This window comes from Leclercia adecarboxylata, from assembly GCF_023639785.1.
In the GTDB taxonomy this organism is placed as follows: Bacteria; Pseudomonadota; Gammaproteobacteria; order Enterobacterales; family Enterobacteriaceae; genus Enterobacter; species Enterobacter adecarboxylatus_D.
On sequence record NZ_CP098325.1, the window covers coordinates 3,262,566 to 3,285,630 of the forward strand.

Annotated in this window: 26 protein-coding genes; 6 read left to right on the top strand and 20 right to left on the bottom strand. The window is 56.2% G+C overall.

Going from position 1 to position 23,065, the window contains the following annotated elements:
- Positions 1-69 precede the first annotated feature (69 nt).
- From NB069_RS15470 to yfbV, 3 genes are all read right to left on the bottom strand, one after another.
- Complete coding sequence (locus NB069_RS15470; RefSeq protein ID WP_250584956.1) at positions 70-729, bottom strand: sugar phosphatase; 660 nt, start codon at positions 727-729, stop codon at positions 70-72.
- Between the two features lie 11 nt (positions 730-740).
- Entirely contained in the window at positions 741-1,235 is a 495-nt protein-coding gene (locus tag NB069_RS15475) for a YfbU family protein (RefSeq protein WP_250584958.1), read from the bottom strand.
- Positions 1,236-1,326: 91 nt separating this feature from the next.
- The gene (gene yfbV / locus NB069_RS15480; RefSeq protein WP_250584960.1) at positions 1,327-1,782 is read right to left on the bottom strand and encodes a terminus macrodomain insulation protein YfbV; all 456 of its coding nucleotides are present in this window, start codon (positions 1,780-1,782) and stop codon (positions 1,327-1,329) included.
- Positions 1,783-2,118: 336 nt separating this feature from the next.
- Here yfbV and ackA point away from each other — a divergent pair, with 336 nt between their 5' ends.
- Both ackA and pta read left to right on the top strand, forming a co-directional pair.
- The gene (gene ackA / locus NB069_RS15485) at positions 2,119-3,321 is read left to right on the top strand and encodes an acetate kinase (RefSeq protein WP_250584962.1); all 1,203 of its coding nucleotides are present in this window, start codon (positions 2,119-2,121) and stop codon (positions 3,319-3,321) included.
- 76 nt (positions 3,322-3,397) lie between these two features.
- Entirely contained in the window at positions 3,398-5,536 is a 2,139-nt protein-coding gene (pta, locus tag NB069_RS15490; RefSeq protein WP_250584964.1) for a phosphate acetyltransferase, read from the top strand.
- Between the two features lie 55 nt (positions 5,537-5,591).
- Here the strand turns inward: pta and yfcD are convergent, their stop codons facing one another.
- Genes yfcD through yfcF form a run of 3 tightly spaced genes read right to left on the bottom strand, consistent with a single transcriptional unit; the run spans position 5,592 to position 7,441 of the window.
- A complete protein-coding gene (gene yfcD, locus NB069_RS15495) occupies positions 5,592-6,134 on the bottom strand; it encodes an NUDIX hydrolase YfcD (RefSeq protein WP_039030964.1) in 543 nt (180 codons plus the stop codon).
- Positions 6,135-6,189: 55 nt separating this feature from the next.
- Positions 6,190-6,741 (bottom strand): phosphodiesterase, encoded by a 552-nt coding sequence (gene yfcE, locus NB069_RS15500; RefSeq protein ID WP_250584966.1) that lies wholly within the window; start codon positions 6,739-6,741, stop codon positions 6,190-6,192.
- A 55-nt stretch (positions 6,742-6,796) separates the two neighbouring features.
- A complete protein-coding gene (yfcF, locus tag NB069_RS15505; RefSeq protein WP_250584968.1) occupies positions 6,797-7,441 on the bottom strand; it encodes a glutathione transferase in 645 nt (214 codons plus the stop codon).
- 144 nt (positions 7,442-7,585) lie between these two features.
- Between yfcF and yfcG the strand changes: the two genes are divergently transcribed.
- From yfcG to NB069_RS15525, 4 genes are read left to right on the top strand one after another with little or no spacing between them, the layout of a single operon-like run.
- Positions 7,586-8,215: a GSH-dependent disulfide bond oxidoreductase gene (gene yfcG / locus NB069_RS15510; protein ID WP_250584970.1), complete on the top strand. Its 630-nt coding sequence runs from the start codon at positions 7,586-7,588 to the stop codon at positions 8,213-8,215.
- A 51-nt stretch (positions 8,216-8,266) separates the two neighbouring features.
- Positions 8,267-8,629, top strand: coding sequence for a dihydroneopterin triphosphate 2'-epimerase (gene folX, locus NB069_RS15515; protein ID WP_039030960.1), 363 nt, complete (start codon positions 8,267-8,269; stop codon positions 8,627-8,629).
- Positions 8,630-8,648: 19 nt separating this feature from the next.
- Complete coding sequence (locus NB069_RS15520) at positions 8,649-9,542, top strand: TIGR01777 family oxidoreductase (RefSeq protein WP_250584972.1); 894 nt, start codon at positions 8,649-8,651, stop codon at positions 9,540-9,542.
- A 57-nt stretch (positions 9,543-9,599) separates the two neighbouring features.
- Complete coding sequence (locus NB069_RS15525) at positions 9,600-10,109, top strand: GNAT family N-acetyltransferase (protein WP_250584974.1); 510 nt, start codon at positions 9,600-9,602, stop codon at positions 10,107-10,109.
- A 67-nt stretch (positions 10,110-10,176) separates the two neighbouring features.
- Here the strand turns inward: NB069_RS15525 and hisP are convergent, their stop codons facing one another.
- The 14 genes from hisP to NB069_RS15595 form a co-directional block, all read right to left on the bottom strand.
- Positions 10,177-10,950 carry a histidine ABC transporter ATP-binding protein HisP gene (gene hisP / locus NB069_RS15530; RefSeq protein WP_250584976.1) on the bottom strand — a complete coding sequence of 258 codons (774 nt, stop codon included), beginning with the start codon at positions 10,948-10,950 and terminating at the stop codon, positions 10,177-10,179.
- Between the two features lie 8 nt (positions 10,951-10,958).
- Positions 10,959-11,675, bottom strand: coding sequence for an ABC transporter permease (locus tag NB069_RS15535; protein WP_250584979.1), 717 nt, complete (start codon positions 11,673-11,675; stop codon positions 10,959-10,961).
- Entirely contained in the window at positions 11,672-12,358 is a 687-nt protein-coding gene (locus NB069_RS15540; RefSeq protein ID WP_250584981.1) for a histidine ABC transporter permease HisQ, read from the bottom strand. The genes NB069_RS15535 and NB069_RS15540 overlap by 4 nt, the downstream gene beginning before the upstream one ends.
- An 83-nt stretch (positions 12,359-12,441) precedes the next feature.
- Positions 12,442-13,224 carry a histidine ABC transporter substrate-binding protein HisJ gene (gene hisJ, locus NB069_RS15545; protein WP_250584983.1) on the bottom strand — a complete coding sequence of 261 codons (783 nt, stop codon included), beginning with the start codon at positions 13,222-13,224 and terminating at the stop codon, positions 12,442-12,444.
- A gap of 241 nt (positions 13,225-13,465) precedes the next feature.
- Positions 13,466-14,248 carry a lysine/arginine/ornithine ABC transporter substrate-binding protein ArgT gene (gene argT / locus NB069_RS15550; protein WP_250584985.1) on the bottom strand — a complete coding sequence of 261 codons (783 nt, stop codon included), beginning with the start codon at positions 14,246-14,248 and terminating at the stop codon, positions 13,466-13,468.
- Between the two features lie 297 nt (positions 14,249-14,545).
- Positions 14,546-15,115: a UbiX family flavin prenyltransferase gene (locus NB069_RS15555; RefSeq protein ID WP_250584987.1), complete on the bottom strand. Its 570-nt coding sequence runs from the start codon at positions 15,113-15,115 to the stop codon at positions 14,546-14,548.
- A gap of 89 nt (positions 15,116-15,204) precedes the next feature.
- A complete protein-coding gene (purF, locus tag NB069_RS15560; protein WP_250584989.1) occupies positions 15,205-16,722 on the bottom strand; it encodes an amidophosphoribosyltransferase in 1,518 nt (505 codons plus the stop codon).
- Between the two features lie 33 nt (positions 16,723-16,755).
- A complete protein-coding gene (gene cvpA, locus NB069_RS15565) occupies positions 16,756-17,244 on the bottom strand; it encodes a colicin V production protein (protein ID WP_039030950.1) in 489 nt (162 codons plus the stop codon).
- Positions 17,245-17,443: 199 nt separating this feature from the next.
- Positions 17,444-18,151, bottom strand: a complete 708-nt coding sequence (gene dedD, locus NB069_RS15570; RefSeq protein ID WP_250584991.1) for a cell division protein DedD — start codon at positions 18,149-18,151, stop codon at positions 17,444-17,446.
- The gene (folC, locus tag NB069_RS15575; RefSeq protein ID WP_250584993.1) at positions 18,141-19,409 is read right to left on the bottom strand and encodes a bifunctional tetrahydrofolate synthase/dihydrofolate synthase; all 1,269 of its coding nucleotides are present in this window, start codon (positions 19,407-19,409) and stop codon (positions 18,141-18,143) included. The genes dedD and folC overlap by 11 nt, the downstream gene beginning before the upstream one ends.
- A gap of 68 nt (positions 19,410-19,477) precedes the next feature.
- Entirely contained in the window at positions 19,478-20,383 is a 906-nt protein-coding gene (gene accD, locus NB069_RS15580) for an acetyl-CoA carboxylase, carboxyltransferase subunit beta (RefSeq protein ID WP_103825166.1), read from the bottom strand.
- A gap of 142 nt (positions 20,384-20,525) precedes the next feature.
- The gene (locus tag NB069_RS15585) at positions 20,526-21,185 is read right to left on the bottom strand and encodes a DedA family protein (protein WP_250584995.1); all 660 of its coding nucleotides are present in this window, start codon (positions 21,183-21,185) and stop codon (positions 20,526-20,528) included.
- Positions 21,186-21,213: 28 nt separating this feature from the next.
- Complete coding sequence (truA, locus tag NB069_RS15590) at positions 21,214-22,026, bottom strand: tRNA pseudouridine(38-40) synthase TruA (protein WP_250584997.1); 813 nt, start codon at positions 22,024-22,026, stop codon at positions 21,214-21,216.
- A complete protein-coding gene (locus tag NB069_RS15595) occupies positions 22,026-23,039 on the bottom strand; it encodes an aspartate-semialdehyde dehydrogenase (protein WP_250584999.1) in 1,014 nt (337 codons plus the stop codon). The genes truA and NB069_RS15595 overlap by 1 nt, the downstream gene beginning before the upstream one ends.
- Positions 23,040-23,065: the final 26 nt, after the last annotated feature.

Genomic DNA, 23,065 nt, shown 5'->3' on the forward strand with positions numbered 1-23,065 from the left:
CTTGTCAGAAGAGAGTGAGGCAGATAGTGCCATAAAAAAGCCCCAACAATGTGGGGCTAAATCATGTGATTACATTTTCCGTGAGACTGTTACATTCCCGTCAGGGGTGCGGCTGACGGCGAGAGACGCCAGCGTGGTGAGCACAAAATCAGCCTCGTCCAGACGCGGCGAACCGGCTGGTACGTTGACGGCAATAACGTGGCTTCCGGCATTGAGGCCCGCCAGCACGCCGGCGGCGGCATCTTCTACCACCACGCACGCTTCAGGCGCCAGCCCCAGCAGCTCCGCGCCCAGTAAAAAGGCATCGGGCTCCGGTTTGCCGCGCTTGACGCGCTCCGCGGTAATAAACACTTCCGGTAGCGGCAGGCCAGCTGCTTTATGCCGCGCATGGGCCACGGGAACCGAACCGGAGGTGACGATAGCCCAGGGGATTTCCGCTTCATTCAGGTGCCTGAGCAGTTCCAGCGCCCCCGGCAGCGCCGTGATGCCGTCGGTATCGGTGGCTTCAACCTGCTCAAGCCAGGTGAACTCCGCCTGAATTTCCGCTTCACTTTTTCCCTGGAGGAAGTGCCGTAAAGAGGTTATGGCCTGTTTGCCATGGATGAAATTCAGTACGTCCTGATGGTCGATGCCATGTCTGTCGGCCCAACGGCACCAGGAGCGTTCTACAACCGGTAGCGAATCAACCAGCGTACCGTCCAGATCAAACAGAAAACCTTTACACTGCACATCTACCTCCGTCAGGCATTAATAATTTGTTGGATCTCATTGCTGCTCAGATGGTACTGGCGCGGGCAGGCATGCCACGCGCTGAGCATGCGCTGATATTTCTCCCACATTGGGGTCTGGGCATTGAAGCCATGCGTGCCGGCATCGAAATGGGTATAACGACCTTCGACGTTGACCATAAAGCGGACATAGCTCAGGTAGCGGGATTCCGTGGCCGCATCAAACCCCAGGAAGGTCACACGACGTTCGTCAATGGTCTGGGCATCTTTCAGGTTCGTCCAGGAAACATGCAGGGCGTGATACATTTCCATAATGTCGATGACGGTACGGCAGGTCTCTTCTTTCAGTTCACCAAACTCGCGATCCAGCTCGCGCATCTGTAAACCAAAACCACGTTCGATAATAGTCTGCAAGCGGCGATAGCGCTCTGCATTGTCGGGATCAAGCATCGTCATCATTTTGTACTGATTAGACAAAATCAGACGTTGAGCGTGGGTCATTTCCATCTTTCGACTCCTGTTGCGCATGGCAGCTTTAAAAAAGACACGGTAACGGGGTGTTACTGTGCCTTCTTTTGATCATCGTTTCGATGATCAATCACAAGTCATCAAGGAATGTTTTATCAAGTTGCTTAAATGCCCGCTTCAGGGTATCGGCCAGCGCCTGATAATCGGGTTTCCCCTCTACCGGCGCGAGCGCCTGGCCGGCATCCTGCAATTTGCTGCGCACTTCGTAGAACCAGGACAGTACCGACGGCGGCAAAGGTGTAACCGAACGTTTACCCAGCCACCACAGCCCCTGCATCGGCAGGCTTAGCGCAAACAGGGCGGTGGCGACGGCCGGGCCGAGCTGGCCACCCAGCGCTATCTGCCAGCACAGGGTAAAGACTGCCAGGGGCGGCATCAGGCGGATAGCGTGGCGGGTGGCGCGAATCGCGCGGTTTTCAATAAATACGGGCGCCAGGCGCTTATCCATAGGCCACGTCTTTGAATAGTGCTGTCCCCGGCGAAACAGGCTGAAAAAGCTCACGGAAGGATTCTCGGGTGTCGACATGGCTTACCTCAACTTCACATATAAATATTAAAAAATTCGTGCAAAACCACAACTGGTCATGACAACGTTCAAAAACTTTTGTCAGCGCTACCCAGTATCGGGTATCCTGTGCCGGCCTGCAAAGGCCTTAGACGATGAAAGTACACTCGTCAAATTATCGCACATTATGCCATTGCCGGAAAAATGCGCAAAATGGCATAAAATCATATGTATTCTTTTCGTCATGCCAGAATGTCCTTCCGGCATGATGTTAATCATAAATGTCAGCGATATCTTGCGCTACGATCCTTGACTCACTGACGTTTTTTTAGCCACGTATCAATAATAGGTACTTCCATGTCGAGTAAGTTAGTACTGGTTCTGAACTGCGGTAGCTCTTCCCTGAAATTCGCCATCATCGATGCGCTTAACGGTGAAGAGTACCTTTCTGGTTTGGCCGAATGTTTCCATCTCCCTGAAGCACGTCTGAAGTGGAAAATGGACGGCAGCAAACAGGAAGCGGCTTTAGGTGCAGGCGCCGCTCACAGCGAAGCGCTGAACTTTATCGTTAACACTATTCTGGCACAAAAACCGGAACTGTCCGCTCAGCTGACCGCAATCGGTCACCGTATCGTTCATGGTGGCGAGAAATACACCAAATCTGTGATCATCGATGACAGCGTTATCCAGGGCATTAAAGACTCTGCCTCTTTTGCACCGCTGCATAACCCTGCTCACCTGATCGGTATCGCTGAAGCCCTGAAATCCTTCCCGCAGCTGAAAGACAAGAACGTGGCCGTATTTGATACCGCGTTCCACCAGACCATGCCGGAAGAGTCTTACCTCTACGCTCTGCCGTACAAACTGTACAAAGAGCATGGCGTACGCCGCTACGGTGCCCACGGCACCAGCCACTTCTATGTCACGCAAGAAGCGGCAAAAATGCTGAACAAGCCGGTTGAAGAAGTCAACATCATCACTTGCCACCTCGGTAACGGCGGTTCCGTTTCTGCTATCCGTAACGGCAAATGTGTTGATACCTCTATGGGTCTGACCCCGCTGGAAGGCCTGGTAATGGGCACCCGCTCTGGCGACATCGACCCGGCGATCATCTTCCACCTGCACGATACCCTGGGTATGAGCGTAGAAGACATCAACAAGATGCTGACCAAAGAGTCCGGCCTGCTGGGTCTGACCGAAGTGACCAGCGACTGCCGTTACGTTGAAGACAACTACGCAGAGAAAGAAGACGCTAAACGTGCAATGGACGTTTACTGCCACCGTCTGGCGAAGTACATCGGCTCTTACACTGCGCTGATGGACGGTCGTCTGGATGGCGTCGTCTTCACCGGCGGTATCGGTGAGAACGCGGCTATGGTGCGCGAGCTGTCCCTGGGCAAACTGGGCGTGCTGGGCTTTGAAGTTGACCATGAACGTAACCTGGCTGCACGCTTCGGTAAGTCTGGCTTCATCAATAAAGAAGGCACCACTCTGGCAATGGTTATCCCAACCAATGAAGAGCTGGTCATCGCGCAAGACGCGAGCCGTCTGACCGCCTGATTCCCCACCGCCAGCAATGCTGGCGGTGCTGTTTTGAAGCCCGCCTGTTTTCGGCGGTAACGAAAGAGGATAAATCGTGTCCCGTACTATTATGCTGATCCCGACCGGAACCAGCGTAGGCCTGACCAGCGTCAGCCTCGGTGTGATCCGTGCGATGGAACGCAAAGGCGTTCGTCTGAGCGTGTTTAAGCCAATTGCGCAACCACGCGCTGGTGGCGATGCCCCAGACCAGACCACGACGATCGTTCGTGCAAACTCTAACCTGCCAGCCGCTGAACCGCTGAAGATGAGCCACGTTGAGTCTCTGCTCTCCAGCAACCAGAAAGACGTGCTGATGGAAGAGATCATCGCTAACTACCACGCTAACGCCCAGGATGCGGAAGTGGTGCTGGTGGAAGGCCTGGTTCCGACGCGCAAACATCAGTTTGCCCAGTCCCTGAACTTTGAAATCGCCAAAACGCTGAACGCGGAAATCGTGTTTGTGATGTCCCAGGGTACTGATACCCCGGAACAGCTGAAAGAGCGTATTGAGCTGACCCGCAGCAGCTTCGGCGGCGCGAAAAACAGCAACATCACCGGCGTTATCGTTAACAAACTGAACGCCCCGGTTGACGAGCAAGGCCGCACCCGCCCTGACCTGTCCGAAATCTTTGACGACTCGTCTAAAGCACAAATCGTCAAAATCGATCCGGCAAAACTGCAGGAATTCAGCCCGCTGCCAGTCCTGGGCGCGGTGACCTGGAGCTTCGATCTGATCGCCACCCGTGCAATCGATATGGCGCGTCACCTGAACGCCACCATCGTGAACGAAGGCGATATCAACACCCGTCGCGTGAAGTCCGTGACCTTCTGTGCGCGTAGCATTCCGCACATGCTGGAGCACTTCCGTGCAGGTTCCCTGCTGGTGACCTCCGCAGACCGTCCTGACGTGCTGGTTGCCGCCTGTCTGGCCGCGATGAACGGCGTGGAGATCGGTGCGATCCTGCTGACCGGTGCCTATGAAATGGACCCACGCGTCAGCAAGCTGTGCGAACGTGCCTTTGCTACCGGCCTGCCGGTCTTCATGGTGAACACCAATACCTGGCAGACCTCTCTAAGCCTGCAGAGCTTCAACCTGGAAGTGCCGGTTGATGACCACCAGCGTATCGAGAAAGTGCAGGAATACGTGGCCGGCTGCATCAATCCTGAGTGGATTGAGTCCCTGACCGCGACCTCCGAGCGCAGCCGTCGTCTCTCTCCACCAGCCTTCCGTTACCAGCTGACCGAGCTGGCGCGTAAAGCGGGCAAACGCGTTGTTCTGCCAGAAGGCGACGAACCACGTACCGTGAAAGCGGCAGCCATCTGTGCCGAGCGCGGTATCGCAACCTGCGTGCTGCTGGGTAACCCGGATGAGATCACCCGCGTAGCGGCCTCTCAGGGCGTTGAGCTGGGTTCTGGTATCGAAATCGTTGACCCGGAAGTGGTGCGCGAAAGCTACGTTGCCCGTCTGGTAGAGCTGCGTAAGAGCAAGGGCATGACCGAAGCCGTTGCCCGCGAACAGCTGGAAGACAACGTGGTTCTGGGTACCCTGATGCTGGAGCAGGACGAAGTTGACGGTCTGGTTTCCGGTGCTGTTCATACCACCGCGAACACCATCCGTCCGCCGCTGCAGCTGATCAAAACCGCGCCAGGTAGCTCTCTGGTCTCTTCCGTGTTCTTCATGCTGCTGCCGGAACAGGTTTACGTTTACGGTGACTGTGCGATCAACCCGGATCCAACCGCTGAACAGCTGGCAGAGATCGCGATTCAGTCCGCGGATTCCGCGATTGCGTTCGGTATCGAACCGCGCGTTGCGATGCTCTCCTACTCTACCGGTAACTCCGGTGCAGGTAGCGACGTTGAGAAAGTGCGTGAAGCCACCCGTCTGGCGCAGGAAAAACGCCCGGATCTGGTTATCGATGGCCCGCTGCAGTACGACGCCGCAGTAATGGCTGACGTTGCCAAATCTAAAGCGCCTAACTCGCCGGTTGCGGGTCGCGCTACCGTGTTCATCTTCCCGGATCTGAACACCGGTAACACCACCTACAAAGCGGTACAGCGTTCTGCCGACCTGATCTCCATCGGGCCGATGCTGCAGGGTATGCGCAAGCCGGTGAACGACCTCTCTCGTGGCGCGCTGGTAGACGATATCGTCTACACCATCGCGCTGACCGCGATCCAGTCTTCACAGCAGTAAGCAGCCCCAAACGTAAAAAGGCGACCTCAGGGTCGCCTTTTTTATTATCGTGCTGTTACGCTTCTTCGTGTTTAGCCGGTTCGTTGCTGGCATTGCGGCTCATCCACAGGGCCAGGGCTTTTAACGAATCTGGCGTGAAGTCATCGCAGCGGGCGGTGATCTCCGCCGGTGTCATCCAGCAGACTTCACTGACCTCTTCTTCCTGCAGGGCAAACGGACCGTGGGAGACGCAGCTGAACAGGCCTCCCCAGACGCGGCAGTGGCTGTCTTCAAAGTAGAACTGACCATGCTCGGCAAACGGCACCCCGGCAATCCCCAGCTCCTCTTCCGCTTCACGGCGGGCGGAATCAAGTAACACCTCATCGGCCTGAACCACACCGCCAGCCGTTGCATCCAGCATACCGGGCATGAAGTCTTTTGTTTCGGTACGGCGCTGCACCAGAATTTTGCCCATACCATCATGCACCACGATATAGGTCGCGCGATGACGCAGGCGCTGGGCCCGCATCTGCTCGCGGCTCGCCTGGGCGATGACTTCATTGTCTTCGCTGACTATATCTACCCACTCAGTACTTGCCAAATGACTCTGCTCCACCATCGGGAAACCTTCTCTTTAAAGCGCTCTCACGGCGCGTTTACTGTTGAGGAGTAAGTTACGGATTAATCCTGGACTCTGCAATAACCTGGCTGTCATTCAGCGTCATAACGCACAAATGGTCCTCTTCCAGCATCCCATAGCTGGGAGGAAACCCGCCTTTCGGCAGGCTAACGGAGCCAGGGTTGAAATGAATAACGTCACCCTTCATCCCGGCAACCGGAATATGAGTATGGCCGTAAACCAGGACATCGCCAGCATTCAGCGCGGGCAGATTATCCGGACCAAAAAGATGACCATGAGTGACAAACAGGCGGCAGCGCTCCAGCAGGATCTGCTGCCAGGGGGCGGTAAGGGGGAAATGCAGCAGCATCTGGTCAACTTCGCTGTCGCAGTTGCCCCGCACAGCAATAATGCGCGATGCATACGCGTTAAGCCGCTCGGCCACCTCCGCAGGGGCATAGCCTTCAGGCAGCGGATTGCGCGGGCCGTGATTCAGCACATCGCCGAGGACAATCAGCCATTGCGCCCCGCTCTGGTTAAACAACGAAAGCACCTTTTCGGTCGCCGGTAGCGAGCCGTGGATGTCCGATGCAAACATCAGCTTCATCAGTGACTCCTTGTAGTGAAAAGCCACCCCATCATACCCGAATCGGCTGCCCTTATCAGCCAGCCCGCTTCGCTGAAAGCGCCACGTAACGCTGCACGGAGGCGCGTTGCCACTGGAAGCTCGCGTAATCCGCCAGCTGTTGAGGCACATCGTCACCGTTGAGCACCAGGCGGTTAAGCATCAGCGCCAGATCGGCATCGGCAATACACCATTCCCCGAATAAGTTCTGATTGCCGTGGGCCAGCAGCGAGGTAGCGGTATCAAACAGCTGGCTGGCTGTTCGTTGGGCAGTTTCGCTCAGGGCCGGTTTTTTCACCCCGGCAAATACCACGTCGGTAGAGCGCTCTTCCCGGATGGGCATCAGATCGCTGCGCAGCCACGCCTGAATCTGCCGCGCGCGGGCGCGTTTTTGCAGATCGAGCGGATAGATTCGCTCCCACTCCGGTGGCGCAAAACGCTCTTCCAGATATTCGGTAATGGCTGAGGATTCGCTGAGTTCAAACCCGTCAACTTCCAGTACCGGCACGCGACGGGTCAGCGCATACCCCCGCCACTGCGGCTGGCGGTTTTCACCCCGGCTGAGATCCACGGTCTTCAGGGTAAAGGGCAATCCCTTCTCGGCCAGCGCGACGTACACGCTCATGACATAAGGAGAGAAATAATCGGCATCTGACCACAGGGTAATTGCAGGTTGGCTCATAACGTCCTCATAAGGCTTCGGATGATGGGTTTACATCCAAAATATAACCTCCAGGCCCGGCTGTCACCTGACGAAAACTCACGATTTATCATCACCGCCTATACTCGATCCTGTACAGAAAAAAGCGTTATGACAGGAGTTGCGATGATTGACCTTTATTACGCCCCTACTCCCAACGGGCATAAGATCACCCTTTTTCTGGAAGAGGCCCAGCTGGACTACCGCATCGTGCCGGTGGATATCAGCAAAGGCGAACAGTTCCGCCCTGAATTTCTCGCCATTTCCCCCAACAATAAAATTCCGGCCATTGTAGATCATGACCCGGAGGACGGTGGCGCGCCGCTGAGCCTGTTTGAGTCTGGCGAAATTTTGCTCTATCTGGCAGAAAAAACCGGCACGTTGCTGAGCGGTGAGTTACGCGAACGCCACATCACGCTGCAGTGGCTCTTCTGGCAGGTTGGCGGCCTGGGGCCGATGATCGGGCAGAACTACCACTTCACCCACTATGCCCCTCAGCCTGTCCCCTATGCCATCGAACGGTTTCAGGTGGAAACGCAGCGGCTCTATAACGTGCTGAATAAGCGCCTGGAAAAATCGCCGTGGCTGGGAGGGGATCACTACAGCATTGCGGATATTGCCTGCTGGCCATGGATCAACACCCATGAGAGCCATCGCGTCGATCTGGCGTCATGGCCCGCGGTAAACAACTGGTTTGAGCGTATTCGCACGCGTCCGGCAACCGAGCGCGCAATGCAAAAAGCGCAGCAGATATAAACGGTTTCCTCATGTATTATGGTGGCGATAATGACACGGAGGAAGCCTGCAATGTCCCAGCAAGACGCGATTATTCGTATTAAAAATTTACGCCTGCGCACCTATATCGGTATCAAAGAGGAGGAGCGCGCTAACCGTCAGGATATCGTCGTTAATGTGGTGATCCACTACCCGGCCGACAAGGCCAGGGACAGTGAAGATATCAATGACGCACTGAACTACCGCACCGTCACCAAAAGCATCATTCAGCATGTCGAGAATAACCGCTTCTCTTTACTGGAAAAATTAACTCAGGATGTGCTGGATATCGCACGCGAACATCACTGGGTCACCTATGCTGAAGTTGAGATTGATAAACTTCACGCGCTGCGTTACGCCGATTCCGTCTCAATGACGTTAAGCTGGCAACGCTAAGCGCAACCCTGGAGGTTGTATGAAGATCCTGGTAACCGGCGGCACCGGCCTGATTGGCCGACATCTTATCCCACGATTGCAGGTGTTGGGCCATGAGGTCACTGTTGTGACGCGCAGTCCTGAAAAAGCGCGTCAGCACCTCGGCTCCGGCATTAATATCTGGAAAGGGCTGACGGAGCACCAGGATCTCAACGGCTTTGAGGCCGTTATCAATCTTGCAGGCGAGCCCATCGCCGACAAGCGCTGGACGGAAGAGCAAAAACAGCGTCTGTGCAACAGTCGCTGGAACATTACCCAGCGGCTGGTGGATATGGTCAAGGCCAGCGACACGCCGCCGTCGGTGTTTATCTCCGGTTCGGCAGCGGGTTATTACGGCGATTTAGGTGAGGTGGTGGTGACCGAAGAGGAGCCGCCGCACAATGAATTTACCCATAAGCTGTGCGCCCGCTGGGAGCAGATCGCCTGTGGCGCGCAGAGCGAAAAAACCCGCGTCTGCCTGCTGCGCACCGGCGTGGTGCTGGCCCCTAAAGGCGGGATTCTGGCGAAAATGCTGCCGGTGTTTAAACTCGGCCTTGGCGGCCCCATCGGCACGGGCCGTCAGTACCTGGCCTGGATCCATATCGACGATATGGTCAACGGCATTCTCTGGCTGCTGGATAACGATCTGCGCGGCCCGTTCAATATGGTTTCCCCCTATCCGGTGCGTAACGAGCAGTTTTCCCATGCGCTGGGCCATGCGGTTCACCGCCCGGCTGTCATTCGCGCTCCGGCCACCGCGGTCCGCCTGCTGATGGGGGAATCCTCCGTGCTGGTGCTGGGCGGCCAGCGCGCGCTGCCGAAGCGGCTGGAGGCCTCCGGGTTCGCTTTCAGGTGGTACGACTTAGAAGAGGCCCTGGGAGATGTGGTAGGTTAAACCTGCCCGGTCGGCTGTGTTAAGGTGTTATGCCCGCTCCCCGCTTAAGGCGCTACGATGGCTACAATCACCACTTCCCGGCTGACGCTCTCCCCCTTTGAGCCCTCCGACTGGCCCTTTTTCCTTCGGCTTCGCGAAGCGCCGGAGATTATGCGCTATATGGCTGCTATCGCCCCGGAAAAAGAGACCCAACGCCTGTTCGCCGCCCGCCTGACGGCCCCGCATACCTTTGTGATCCGCGCCCACGATGATGACACTCCGCTGGGGGATATTGGCCTGCAAATCAGCCCCCGCTACCCTGAAGAGGCCGACATAGGCTACACCGTTATACCTGCGGCACAGGGCCGGGGGATTGCCAGCGAAGCGCTGCGCGCCCTGTGTGAATACGCGTTTATCCGGGTGGGCGTTAAGGCGGTTAATGCGTATGTGCTGGCGGAGAACGGCGGTTCGGTGCGGGTATTAGAGAAAGCGGGATTTGTGCGTACCCAGGTGCTGAAGCAGGCGTATGAGATTAACGGCGTACGCTATGATGACTGGGTGTACCGGCTGGAGAGTGGTGCGGCCTGAGAGCCCTCTCCCTGGCCCTCTCCTACGGGGAGAGGGAACAATAAGCGTAGCGCCACCGGGCAAGAAACTACTTTAACGACCCTTTCAGGAACTGCTGCAAGCGCGGGCTCTGCGGATTACCTAACACCTCATCCGGATGCCCCTGCTCTTCGATCTTGCCCTGATGCAGGAAAATAACGTGACTGGAGACGTTACGGGCGAAGCCCATCTCGTGCGTCACCACTACCATCGTTTTCCCCTCTTCGGCGAGCTGCTGCATGATGCGCAGCACTTCACCCACCAGCTCGGGATCGAGCGCGGAAGTGGGTTCATCAAACAGCAGCACTTCCGGCTCCATCGCCAGCGCACGGGCGATAGAGACACGCTGCTGCTGACCCCCGGAGAGATGCACCGGGTATTTCATCTGCTGGCGCTCGTCGATACCCACTTTCGCCAGATATTTCTCCGCGCGGGCGCGGGCTTCCTGCTTGCTTAAACCCAGCACCTGCACCGGGGCTTCCATCACGTTCTCCAGCACCGTCATGTGGCTCCAGAGGTTGAAGTGCTGGAATACCATCGTCAGGCGGGTACGCAACATCCGCAGCTGGTGCTTATCGGCGACCTTCAACTGGCCATCTTTGTCCTGCACCAGATTGATGTTCTCACCGCTCACGATAATCGAGCCGGCACTCGGTTTTTCGAGGAAGTTAATGCAGCGCAGGAAGGTACTTTTACCCGACCCTGAGGAGCCGATAATACTGATCACATCGCCCGCATTGGCCTGCAGCGACACCCCTTTCAGCACTTCATGTTCGCCGTAGCGTTTGTGCAAATCGATAACGTTTAATTTGTTCTCAGCCATCTTAATTCTCAGTGCGTCGAAGAAGGTTTTATGTGCTGCAACCAGCGTTTTTCCGCTTTGCGGAACAGGCTAATCAGGACGTAAGAAATGATTAAATAGAGCACTGCCGCGATCCCGAAGGCGGTAAACGGCTGATAGGTCGCCGAGTTGATGTCGCGGGCAATCTTGAGCAGATCCGGCACCGTGGCGGTAAAGGCCAGGGCGGTAGAGTGCAGCATCAGAATCACTTCGTTGCTGTAGGCAGGCAGCGCAATACGCAGCGCCGACGGCAGAATAATGCAGCGATACAGCTTCACGGAAGAGAAGCCATACGCCCTTGCGGCTTCAATTTCACCGTGCGGCACGGAGCGAATAGCACCGGCGAAAATCTCGGTGGTGTAGGCGCAGGTATTGAGCGTTAACGCCAGTACGGTACAGTTCAGCCCGCTGCGGAAGAACGCGTTCAGCATCTCGGTGCCTTTCACAATCTCCAGCGTGTACATACCGGAGTAGAACACCAGCAGCTGCACATACAGCGGCGTACCGCGGAATACGTAGGTAAACAGCCAGATGGGAAAGCGAATGAATTTGTTGTTCGATACGCGGCCAATGGCGAGGAAGATCGCCAGAATCCCGCCCATCACCACAGAAGAAATCAGCAGCCAGAGGGTGATCGCCACGCCGGTAAAGCGGTATCCGTCGGTCCACAGCAGGGATTTCCAGTATTCCTGAATAATTTCAATCACAGGTCAGCCCTCTTCACACCCACGGAATAGCGACGTTCGAGCAGCAGCAGCACGCCATTGGAGACGGTGGTAAACACCAGATAAATTACCCCGCAGACAATCGCGAAGTAGAACGGCTCCCAGGTGCTTTTGCCCGCCAGCTGCGTGGCCTTCACCACGTCTTCCAGCCCCAGTAACGAGACCAGCGCCGTCGCTTTGAGGATAACCTGCCAGTTGTTGCCGATGCCCGGCAGCGCAAAGCGCATCATGGCCGGAAACATAATGCGGCGAAACGTCTGTGAGGAGGTAAAACCGAAGGCCGTGGCCGCTTCGATATGCCCTTTCGGCACGGCAAGATAGGCCCCGCGGAAGGTTTCGGTGAAATAGGCCCCGTAGATAAAGCCCAGGGTGATGATACCGGCCACCATCGGATCGATATCAATCTGCCCCATGCCAATGGCATCTGTGATGCTGTTGAGGGCGATCTGCAGTCCATAGAAAATGAGCAACATCAGCACCAGGTCAGGAACACCGCGAATAAGGGTGGTATAACCCTCAAACAGCAGCGCCATCGCCCGATTCGCTGAAAGCTTCGCGCCCGCGCCTGCAAGGCCTATTAACACAGCCAGCACCACCGAACTGAGAGCCAGTTCAAGGGTGACCAATGCGCCTTGTAAAATTACGCCAGAAAATCCGTACAGCATACCGCCTGCCCTGTCGTGAGTGGTGTAGCCGTGTCTTTTCCCCTCCCGGAGCGGGAGGGGTCGCACGTTATTGAGTGGAGTAATTAACCACCGTAGACATCAAAGTCGAAGTACTTCTTCGCCAGTTTTTCGTACGTGCCGTCTGCGCGCATTTCAGCGAAGGCTTTGTTCAGCGCTTCGCGCAGTTCGTTGTCTTCTTTACGCAGCCCCATGCCAGTGCCTACGCCAAAGAGTTTCTCATCCTTAATGGATGGACCGCCGAACTTATAATCTTTGCCCACAGGCTGTTTCAGGAAGCCTTCGCTGGCTGCCACCTCATCCTGGAAAGCGGCGTCAATACGGCCCGCGGTCAGGTCAGCGTAGATGTTTTCCTGGCCCTGATAAGAGACGATTTCAATCCCTTTCGGCGCCCAGTGCTCGTTACCGTAGGTCTCCTGCGTGGTGCCCTGCAGCACGCCTACGCGTTTACCTTTCAGTGACGCCAGGGTCGGCTGGATATCAGCTGATTTCGCTACCACCAGACGTGAGTCCGCTGCATAGAGCTTGTCGGTGAAGGCAATCTCCTGCTGGCGTTTTTCGGTGATAGAGAGGGAAGACATAATGGCGTCGATTTTTTTCGCTTTCAGCGAAGGGATCAGCGCATCCAGTGGGTTCTCAACGAAGGTACACTCTGTTTTGATACGTTTGCACAGCTCTTTTGCCAAATCGATATCAAATCCTACCAGTTCACCCTGCGCATTCTTGGATTCGAAGGGAGCATAAGTTGGGTCAGTACCAATACGAACTTTTTGCGGAATTGCTGCGAATACCGCAGTAGCGCTGGAAAAGGCCAGCGCCAGAGAAAGTGACAAAACCAGTTTTTTCATATCTATCCTCAACAGACTGTCTTCTTACGGGATTTTAACGCCGACGGGGTGCCTTTAATGTGCCATTAATCGCCGCGGCAAGGCAAAAGATTATGCCCGGCAGGCGCGAAAAAGTGCATCGCGAGTGCTTAACTATTCACTTTATAACCAACGTGGCGCACGATTTGCACCATCATTGTTCGCAAAGGCCTCTGTCGCACCATAATGGGGTTCCATTATGGTGCGCACCCGTCTGTTACGCTTAGTCGCCGTAGACGTTAAAGTCGAAGTATTTCTTCGCCAGTTTGTCGTAGGTCCCGTCTTTACGCAGTTCAGTAAAGGCTTTATCAAACGCCGCTTTCAGCTCAGCATCGTCTTTACGCAGACCGATCCCGGTGCCGTCGCCGAAATATTTTTTGTCTTTAACGGACGGGCCAGCAAAGGCAAACTCTTTGCCAGCAGGCTGTTTCAGGAAGCCTTCGCTCGCAGCGACCTCATCCTGGAATGCCGCATCCAGACGTCCTGCCGCCAGGTCAGAATAGATCAGATCCTGGTTCTGATAAGCCACCACGTCCACGCCCTTCTCACGCCAGTTGGCATTAGCGAAGCCTTCCTGGGTTGAGCCCTGTAGCACGCCCACATGCTTACCTTTCAGCGAGTCAATGGTCGGCTGGATGGGGGAGCCTTTCGCCGCAATCAGACGTGAATCCGCCGCGTAGAGCTTGTCAGAGAAGGCGATCTCCTGCTGACGCTTCTCGGTAATGGAGAGCGAGGAGATGATCGCGTCGATCTTCTTGGCTTTCAGGGAAGGGATCAGCGCGTCGAAGTCGCTGCCCACCCAGGTGCATTTCACGGACATGCGTTTGCACATCTCATTTCCCAGGTCGATATCAAACCCAACGAAATCCCCCTTCGCATCTTTCGATGAGAATGGCGCATAGGTGGCGTCTGTACCGATACGTACGTTCTGTGGGAGGGCCGCAAAGCTGCTTGCTGCTGCGCTTAATCCCACCAGCAAAGACAGAGCCAGAACCGTCTTCTTCATACATTACCCTCAAGTGTCGTGATTTTCTTATGTAATAGATTGTGTTGTGTGTTGTTGCAGGCGATCTCTTGCAGGTCTTATGCCACATTGCGCTCATCGCAGAATTACGGCGTTAAATATGTTAACGAAAGGTTGCAGGATTGCCTTAATGGTGAAAGATAGCAGGTCTGCCAAACGAACCGCAGTGGCTGGAAGGGAAAAAAGGAATTAAATGTTGAGGATATGATCGCTGTTGCAGAATTGCCCTGAAACAGGGCACGTTGCGACGTTCTGCACCCGAAGAGGACACCTTTCCCGTCAGGCGCCCTGCCAGCGGGTAAAGAGATCGTCCGGCAGGTCAATGTCGAACTGGTCGATAACCCGGTTCACGGTTTGATTGATCACGTCATCAAGCGTGAGCGGGCGGTGATAAAACGCCGGCACCGGGGGCATAATCACCGCGCCCAGCTCGGCCGCCTGGGTCATCAGGCGCAGGTGGCCCAGATGCAGCGGGGTTTCACGCACGCACAACACCAGCGGACGGCGCTCTTTCAGCACCACGTCGGCCGCGCGGGTCACCAGCGTATCGGTGTAGCTGTTAACGATACCCGAGAGAGTTTTGATGGAACACGGCAGGATCACCATGCCCGCGGTCTTAAATGACCCGGAGGAGATGCTGGCGGCGATATCGCGCGCATCGTGCACCACGTCGGCTAACGCCTGAACGTCACGCAGGGAATAATCGGTTTCCAGAGAGAGGGTCTGGCGTGCGGCCTGGCTCAACACCAGATGCGTTTCAACGTCGGCGACGTCGCGCAATACCTGCAGCAAACGGACACCGTAAATCGCGCCGCTGGCCCCTGAGATCCCTACTATTAATCGTTTCATGATGTTCGCCCTTGCTGTTACAGGGCTGACTGTGCAGGATTTTGGCGGGAGTTGCAAGCGAGGGCGGACGCCCTCGCCTGTGATAAGGATTAACCTTCGTTATGCATCTCTAAACTTTCGAGATCGTTCGCCAGCTGGACGGCTTTTGCATCGTCGTTGCGCAGGGAATCGAGGTAATCCAGGTATTTCTGGTCAACGTCTTTGGTCACGTAGATACCGTTAAACACCGAGCACTCAAACTGCTGAATATCCGGATTCTCGGCGCGCACCGCGTCGATCAGATCGTTCAGATCCTGGAAAATCAGGCCATCAGCCCCGATGATCTGGCGGATCTCGTCCACTTCACGACCGTGGGCAATCAGCTCGTTGGCGGTTGGCATATCGATGCCATAGACGTTCGGGAAGCGAATTTCCGGTGCCGCAGAGGCCAGATAGACCTTCTTCGCACCCGCTTCACGGGCCATCTCGATAATCTGCTCAGAGGTGGTGCCCCGCACAATGGAATCATCCACCAGCAGCACGTTCTTGTCGCGGAATTCGGCCCGGTTGGCGTTCAGCTTGCGGCGCACCGATTTACGGCGCAGCTGCTGGCCCGGCATGATAAAAGTGCGGCCAACGTAGCGGTTCTTCACAAAGCCCTGGCGATAGGGTTTACCCAGAATGCGCGCCATCTCCAGTGCGATATCGCAGGAGGTTTCCGGGATGGGGATAACCACGTCGATATCCAGGTCTTCCCACTCGCGGGCAATCTTCTCGCCAAGCCTGGTGCCCATATTCACACGGGCGCTATAGACGGAGATTTTGTCGATGAAGGAGTCCGGACGGGCAAAGTAGACGTATTCGAACAGGCACGGATTGCTGACCGGGTTCTCTGCACACTGACGGGTAAACAGCTGGCCTTTTTCGGTGATGTACACCGCTTCACCAGGGGCGACGTCACGCAGGAACTCAAAGCCCAGCGTATCCAGCGCCACGCTTTCAGAGGCCACCATATACTCGGTGCGGCCGTCGCCGATGTCGCGCTTGCCCAGCACCAGCGGGCGGATGCCGTTCGGGTCGCGGAAGGCAACCATACCGTGGCCGATAATCATCGCTACGCAGGCATAGGCACCGCGAATAAGACGGTTAGTGGCGGCCACGGCCGCAAAAATGTTGTCTGCTTCCAGCGGATAGTGACGGAAGTTGTCCAGCTCGCTGGCAAAGATGTTGAGCAGGATTTCAGAATCAGAGGTGGTGTTAATGTGACGACGCTTCTCTTCAAACAGCTTCTTACGCAACTCGTGAGCGTTGGTCAGGTTGCCGTTGTGGGCAAGCGTGATGCCATACGGCGAGTTAACGTAGAACGGCTGAGCTTCAGAGGCGCTGGAACTGCCAGCAGTCGGGTAACGAACGTGACCAATACCCATGTTGCCCTGAAGACGCTGCATATGGCGGGCTTCAAACACATCGTTTACCAGGCCGTTCGCCTTACGTAAACGGAAGCAGTTGTGTGCATCAATGGTGATGATACCCGCAGCATCCTGCCCACGGTGCTGAAGCACCGATAATGCGTCATAAATAGACTGGTTTACCGGCATGAAACCGGCGATACCGACAATACCGCACATTCGTCATTTCCTCGTTAAGCCACATCTCAGGGTTTATGCCCTGGGCAAAAAACTCGACGAGCTTTGCAGATAGTCAAAGAACCATCTGATGATGAAGCTGAACTGCGGGATAAGCTGCGATTTCTGCCAGTCTTCACTTTTTGAAAACCCGGTAAAGGTATCAAGGAAGAACAGTATCGCGGCAACAATCAGCGCGCCTCGCAACGCCCCGAAACAGATCCCAAGCACCCTGTCCGTTCCTGACAGCCCGGTTTTCTCAACCAGCTGGCCAATCACGTAGTTAACAATGGCGCCGACAATCAGCGTCGCGATAAACAGCACCGCGATGGCAATCCCATTTCGAACCAGTTCATCTTCAAAGCCCGTGAACCAGACAGACAGGTAAGTGTAGTAATGACTGGCAACAAAGAAGGCACAGCCCCAGGTTACCAGCGATAACGCTTCACGAACAAAGCCACGGATCAGGCTAACCAGACAGGAAAAACCTATCACCGCAATGATGGCGTAATCAATCCAGACCATATGTGTCCCACGATTAAACGCCCTGTCATCCAGTTCGGGGCGAATTCTAACAGAAAAAGAAAACGTTTGCGTAGGGATTTCCTTCCCGCGCGTAAATAAAAAAAGCGCTGAAAAAATATTCAGCGCCGTGGGCAGGTTGCGCCTCTCCGGACGTCTGCCTCCCCCACTCCCGCAAGAGAGAGGGGGGTAAATGCTTACATCAATTCACGCTGTAGTTCATCACGACGCCGCTCAAACCAGAGAGCTGATTCAGCTCACCAAGCGATCCTTTAAGCTTGTCTCGCGACGCATCCGGACCCACGAGAATACGGGTGATTTTACCCTGTACCGGCGTGGAAGGTGAAGTGTAAACGCGATACCCCGCGCCACGAAGCTTGGCCACCACCTCGTTGACCTTATCGGCATTTTTGAGCGCCCCAAGCTGCACAACGTAGGCTTTGCCGGTTGGCGCAGGCTTCTCTTCAGCTGCCGGTTTGGTCGGTGGGGTTTCTGTGGCCGCCGCCAGCTGCTGGCTGGTGTTATCGCGCTGCGGTTTTGGCTGCGGCTTCTCGGCGGGTTTTGGTTTTTGCACCGGTTTCGGCGCGTACTGCTCTACCGGCGCCGGAACGGGATCCAGCTCGTTGTTATTCCCGGCAGCCAGACGAGAAGGATCTAAAGACGGTGCCGCGGCATCCCCCGCCCGCACCTCTTCGGCTGCCCCTTCAGGTGGCTGCGCCGGCAGGGCCTGCGTCGCCGCTGGCAGCATATCGGGCTCGTCCCGATCGCCTGGTTTCGGCACCAGCGGGATCGCCGCGAACTCATCCTGATAATGTTTTTTCTGTCCATCAAGCAGCCCGGGGAGAATAATTACCCCCAGCGCCACCAGCACAATGGTGCCTGCTAAACGGTTCTGAAACTTACTTGCCACCGGTTCTCCCCGCATCCATTACGTCCATGACATGTGCCACCGTGTGGAATGAACCACACACCAGCACGGTATCTTCTGGGCTGGCGTCTGCCATTGCCGCACGCCATGCCAGCTCCACGCTGTCAAAGCTCTTGCCTTCGCCGAGATGTTCCATCAGCTGTTGGGCAGTCGCCCCGCGCGGACCTTCAAGAGGTGCACAATACCAGCTATCGACCACAGTCTCCATGCAGGCCAGCGTGCCGCCAATATCTTTATCATGAAGCATACCGATAACCGCCAGCACGCGCCCGGTTTTTGGCAGGGATTTGAGACGTCCCGCGAGATACGCTGCGGCATGGGGGTTATGCGCCACATCCAGGATCAGACGCGGTGATTCGCTGATAATCTGGAAACGTCCGGCCAGAATCGCATTCTGGATACCGTCGCGCATCGCCTGCTCGCTCACCGCCAGCCCGCTGGCACGCAGTGCGGCCAGCGCCGTCGCGGCATTCGGCTGCGGTACCTGCGGCAGCGGCAGGTTGTCCAGCGCGCCCGCGTCATCTTCAAAACGCCAGCCGCTGTCCGTCACGCTGTAGCGCCAGTCCACGTCACGACGCTTAAGCAGCGCCCCTTTCTCCTGGGCCACATCGGCGATGGTGTGCGGCATATCGGGTTCGCCGACGATCGCCGGTTTGCCTGCGCGGAAAATACCGGCTTTTTCACGGCCAATGCTTTCGCGATCCGGCCCCAACCAGTCGGTATGATCCAGCGCGATGCTGGTGACCACCGCCACATCCGGGTCGACAATATTGGTGGCATCCAGACGCCCGCCTAAGCCGACTTCGAGGATCACCACGTCGAGTTGCGCCTGCTTAAACAGCCACAGCGCGGACAGCGTGCCGTATTCAAAATAGGTCAGCGAAATATCGCCGCGTGCGGCTTCGATTTCGGCAAACGCGGCGGTGTGCGCCGCTTCCGCTAACTCCGTGTTCTGCACCCGCACGCGCTCGGTATAGCGCACCAGATGCGGCGAGCTGTAGACGCCCACTTTGTACCCTGCCGCCATCAGCATGGCTTCCAGGGTGCGGCAGGTGGTGCCTTTGCCGTTAGTGCCCGCCACGGTGAAAACAAAGGGAGCCGGTTTCAGAACATCAAGGCGCGCCGCGACCTGGCTTACGCGCTCAAGTCCCATATCGATGGCTTTACTGTGCAGGTTTTCCAGATAAGAAAGCCACGCGGCCAGAGGCGACGTGGCTTGGGGAAGAGTGATATTTTCCATGTTGCGCGCTTTTCAGTTACGGTTAGAAAGCAAAAGGGCAGCGCCACTGGCCCTGCCCTTTTCAGTTATCAGGCCTCGGGTTCCTGATCCGGTACTACCACGCCTTCGCGCGGCTCATCCGGGCTTGGCGACGGCAGGTTCATCAGCTTCGCCAGAATGCTGGCCAGTTTCAGGCGCATTTCCGGACGGCGAACGATCATGTCGATAGCGCCTTTCTCGATAAGGAACTCACTGCGCTGGAAGCCCGGCGGCAGCTTTTCACGTACCGTTTGTTCGATTACACGCGGGCCGGCAAAGCCGATCAGCGCTTTCGGTTCAGCGATGTTCAGATCGCCCAGCATCGCGAAACTTGCCGATACGCCGCCCATGGTTGGGTCGGTCAGTACGGAGATGTACGGCAGACCACGTTCCTGCATTTTCGCCAGCGCTGCGGAGGTTTTTGCCATCTGCATCAGCGACATCAGCGCTTCCTGCATACGTGCGCCACCGGAGGCGGAGAAGCAGATCAGCGGACAGTTGTCCTCCAGCGCCTGCTCGACGGCACGCACGAAGCGCGCGCCCACCACGGAACCCATTGAGCCGCCCATAAAGGAGAACTCAAACGCCGCTGCGACAACCGGCATCTCGTGCAGGGTGCCTTTCATCACTACCAGAGCGTCTTTCTCGCCGGTCTCTTTCTGTGCAGAGGCCAGACGATCTTTGTATTTCTTGGAGTCACGGAACTTCAGCACATCTTTCGGCTCAAGCTCGCTACCCAGTTCAACCAGAGAACCTTCATCCAGCAGGCTGTGCAGGCGGTTACGCGCCGACATACGCATGTGGTGATCGCACTTAGGACAAACTTCCAGATTACGCTCGAGCTCGGCGCGGTACAGAACCTGGCCACAGCTGTCACATTTGGTCCACACCCCTTCAGGAATACTCGCTTTGCGGGTTGGGGTGATATTGCTTTTAATTCGTTCAATCCAGCTCATTGATAACCTTTCTGCCTGAACCAGGTTTGCTGTAAGGGGCGCATAATGCCATTTTTGCCCCCGACAGACCATGAATGTTGCACATTAAAACATAACAGCCCGAAACTTTGGATAAAAAAGTGGTCGAACCGCGGTCGTGCCTTTATTTTGCTTGTTTAGCCGCCGCGCGGCGGTGACGAATCACCTCAATAACGCCCGGCAGAATCGACACCACAATAATCCCAACGATCAGCAACTTAAGGTTTTCCTGAATCATAGGAATGGTGCCGAAGAAATAGCCCGCGTAGGTAAAGCTCAGCACCCATAACAGCGCACCGGTGACGTTATACAGCGCGAACTGACGGTACGACATGTGACCCATACCCGCAACAAAGGGGGCAAAGGTTCTGACGATGGGCACAAAGCGCGCGAGGATAATCGTTTTGCCGCCGTGCTTCTCATAAAACGCATGGGTTTTATCGAGATAGCTGCGACGGAAAATCTTCGAGTCCGGGTTACTGAACAACCGCTCGCCAAAAAGCCGACCTATAGTGTAGTTCACCGCATCGCCAAGGATCGCGGCGATAAGCATCAGCACCACCATCAGATGAACGTTGATATCGTTGGTCTCCAGCGACGCCAGCGCCCCCGCCACGAACAGCAGCGAATCGCCCGGTAAAAACGGCGTCACCACCAGCCCGGTTTCACAAAACAGGATCAGGAACAGAATGGCATACACCCAGACGCCATAGTCGGCGACCAGTTCTGCCAGGTGAACATCAATATGCAGAATGAAATCAATCAGAAAGCGAATTAAATCCATATTGTCTAAACCTTTATTGCCACGGCTATCAGTCCGCTAAAAACAGCGGGCCCATTGGCGGTTTCGGAAGGTCAAAACGATCCGGGTAATCAACCGAGACCAGATACAGCCCTTCCGCTTTCGCCGTTGCTGCCGCCAGCGTTCTGTCCTTCGCTGCCAGCAACTCTGCAATCCAGCTCTCCGGCTGGTGTCCGGCCCCTACTTCCATCAGGCTGCCTGTAATATTCCTGACCATATGATGAACAAAGGCATTCGCTTTAATATCCACCACCACATACGCGCCATGACGGCTGACGTTAATGTGTATTACGTTGCGCCACGGGGTACGCGACTGGCACTGCACGGCACGAAACGAGGTAAAGTCGTTCTCGCCAATCAGCGCCTGCGCCGCACGATGCATGCGATCGGCATCCAGCGGTTCGTAAAAATGGGTGACGCCCTGGCCCAACACCGCCGGGCGAAGACGCTGGTTATAGATGATGTAACGGTAGCGACGCGCGGTGGCGCTGAAACGCGCATGAAAATCATCCGGCACATTTTTGACCCACCGTACCGCGATGTCACCAGGCAAATTCGCATTTACCCCCAGCGTCCAGGCCGCGTCTTTACGCACCGCGGTGGTGTCAAAGTGAACCACCTGCCCGGTACCATGAACACCGGCGTCGGTACGCCCCGCGCACAGGACGTTAACAGGCTCATTCGCCACCTGAGAGAGCGCCTTCTCCAGCTTCTCCTGGACGCTACGCACCTCGTTCTGACGCTGCCAGCCATAGTATTTACTGCCATCGTACTCAATCCCGAGGGCAATTCTATGGACCGGCTTTTGTTCCACTTCAGACATCAGTACAGATACTCCTGCACCAGTTTCTCAGCGATTTTCACCGCCATCAGCGCGCCGCCGAAACGCACGTTATCGGCCACAGACCAGAACTGAACCTGCTCCGGCATGCCGTAATCGTTGCGGACGCAGCCGATGGAAAGACGCGCGTTGCCCGTAGCGTCGCCCACCTGGGTCGGGAACTCGCTCTCTTCGGACAGCTCAATGTCTTCGCCACGGCCAAAGGCGTCACGCGCCTCTTCTGCCGCCAGCGGACGCATGGCTTCAAAGCTCACCATCTGGGCATGGCCGTAGAACACCGGTGACTGCACGCAGTTGGCAGAGATCATCAGTCCTTCGTCCTGCAGGATCTTGCGCACTTCATCGACAATTCGCCGCTCTTCGCGCACGCTGCCTTCACGATCCGGCAGCAGTGGCAGCATGTTGAAGGCCAGCTGACGGCCAAAGAAGTCGTCTTCGTCAACCGGAATGCCGTTCAGCAGTTTCGCGCTCTGTCCGGCCAGGGCATCCACCGCTTTTTTACCGTGGGCGGAGGCCGACAGCAGGCTGGTGACGGAGATGCGGGATAAGCCGCCTTCGTCGATCAGCGGCTTCAGGGCGGAGAGCAGCTGGCTGGTGAGGCTGTCCGGTACGGCGATAATGTTACGGTTGCGATAGTCGGCCAGCACGAAGGGATTGACGTCCGGTACGACCAGCGGTACGTCCGGCTCAAGGGCAAACAGGCCGCTTAAATCAATGACCAGGCAGCCCGCGTTGGTGGCGTCTTCAATATACGCGGCGGAAGCTTCAACCCCGGCCGCGAAAAAGGCCAGCTGCGCCTGGGTCCAGTCGAACTCAGCCGCATCCTGAACCATGACGGATTTACCTTCATAACGCAGATGCTCACCTGCGCTCTCGTTACGCGCCAGGGCATAGATGTCGCCCACCGGGAACTGACGCTCGGCAAGGGTTTCGAGCAGGGCTTCGCCCACGGCGCCCGTTGCGCCCAGTATGGCAATGTTCCAGCCTTCAGACATGGTGGTTTACTCCAGAAATAAAAAAG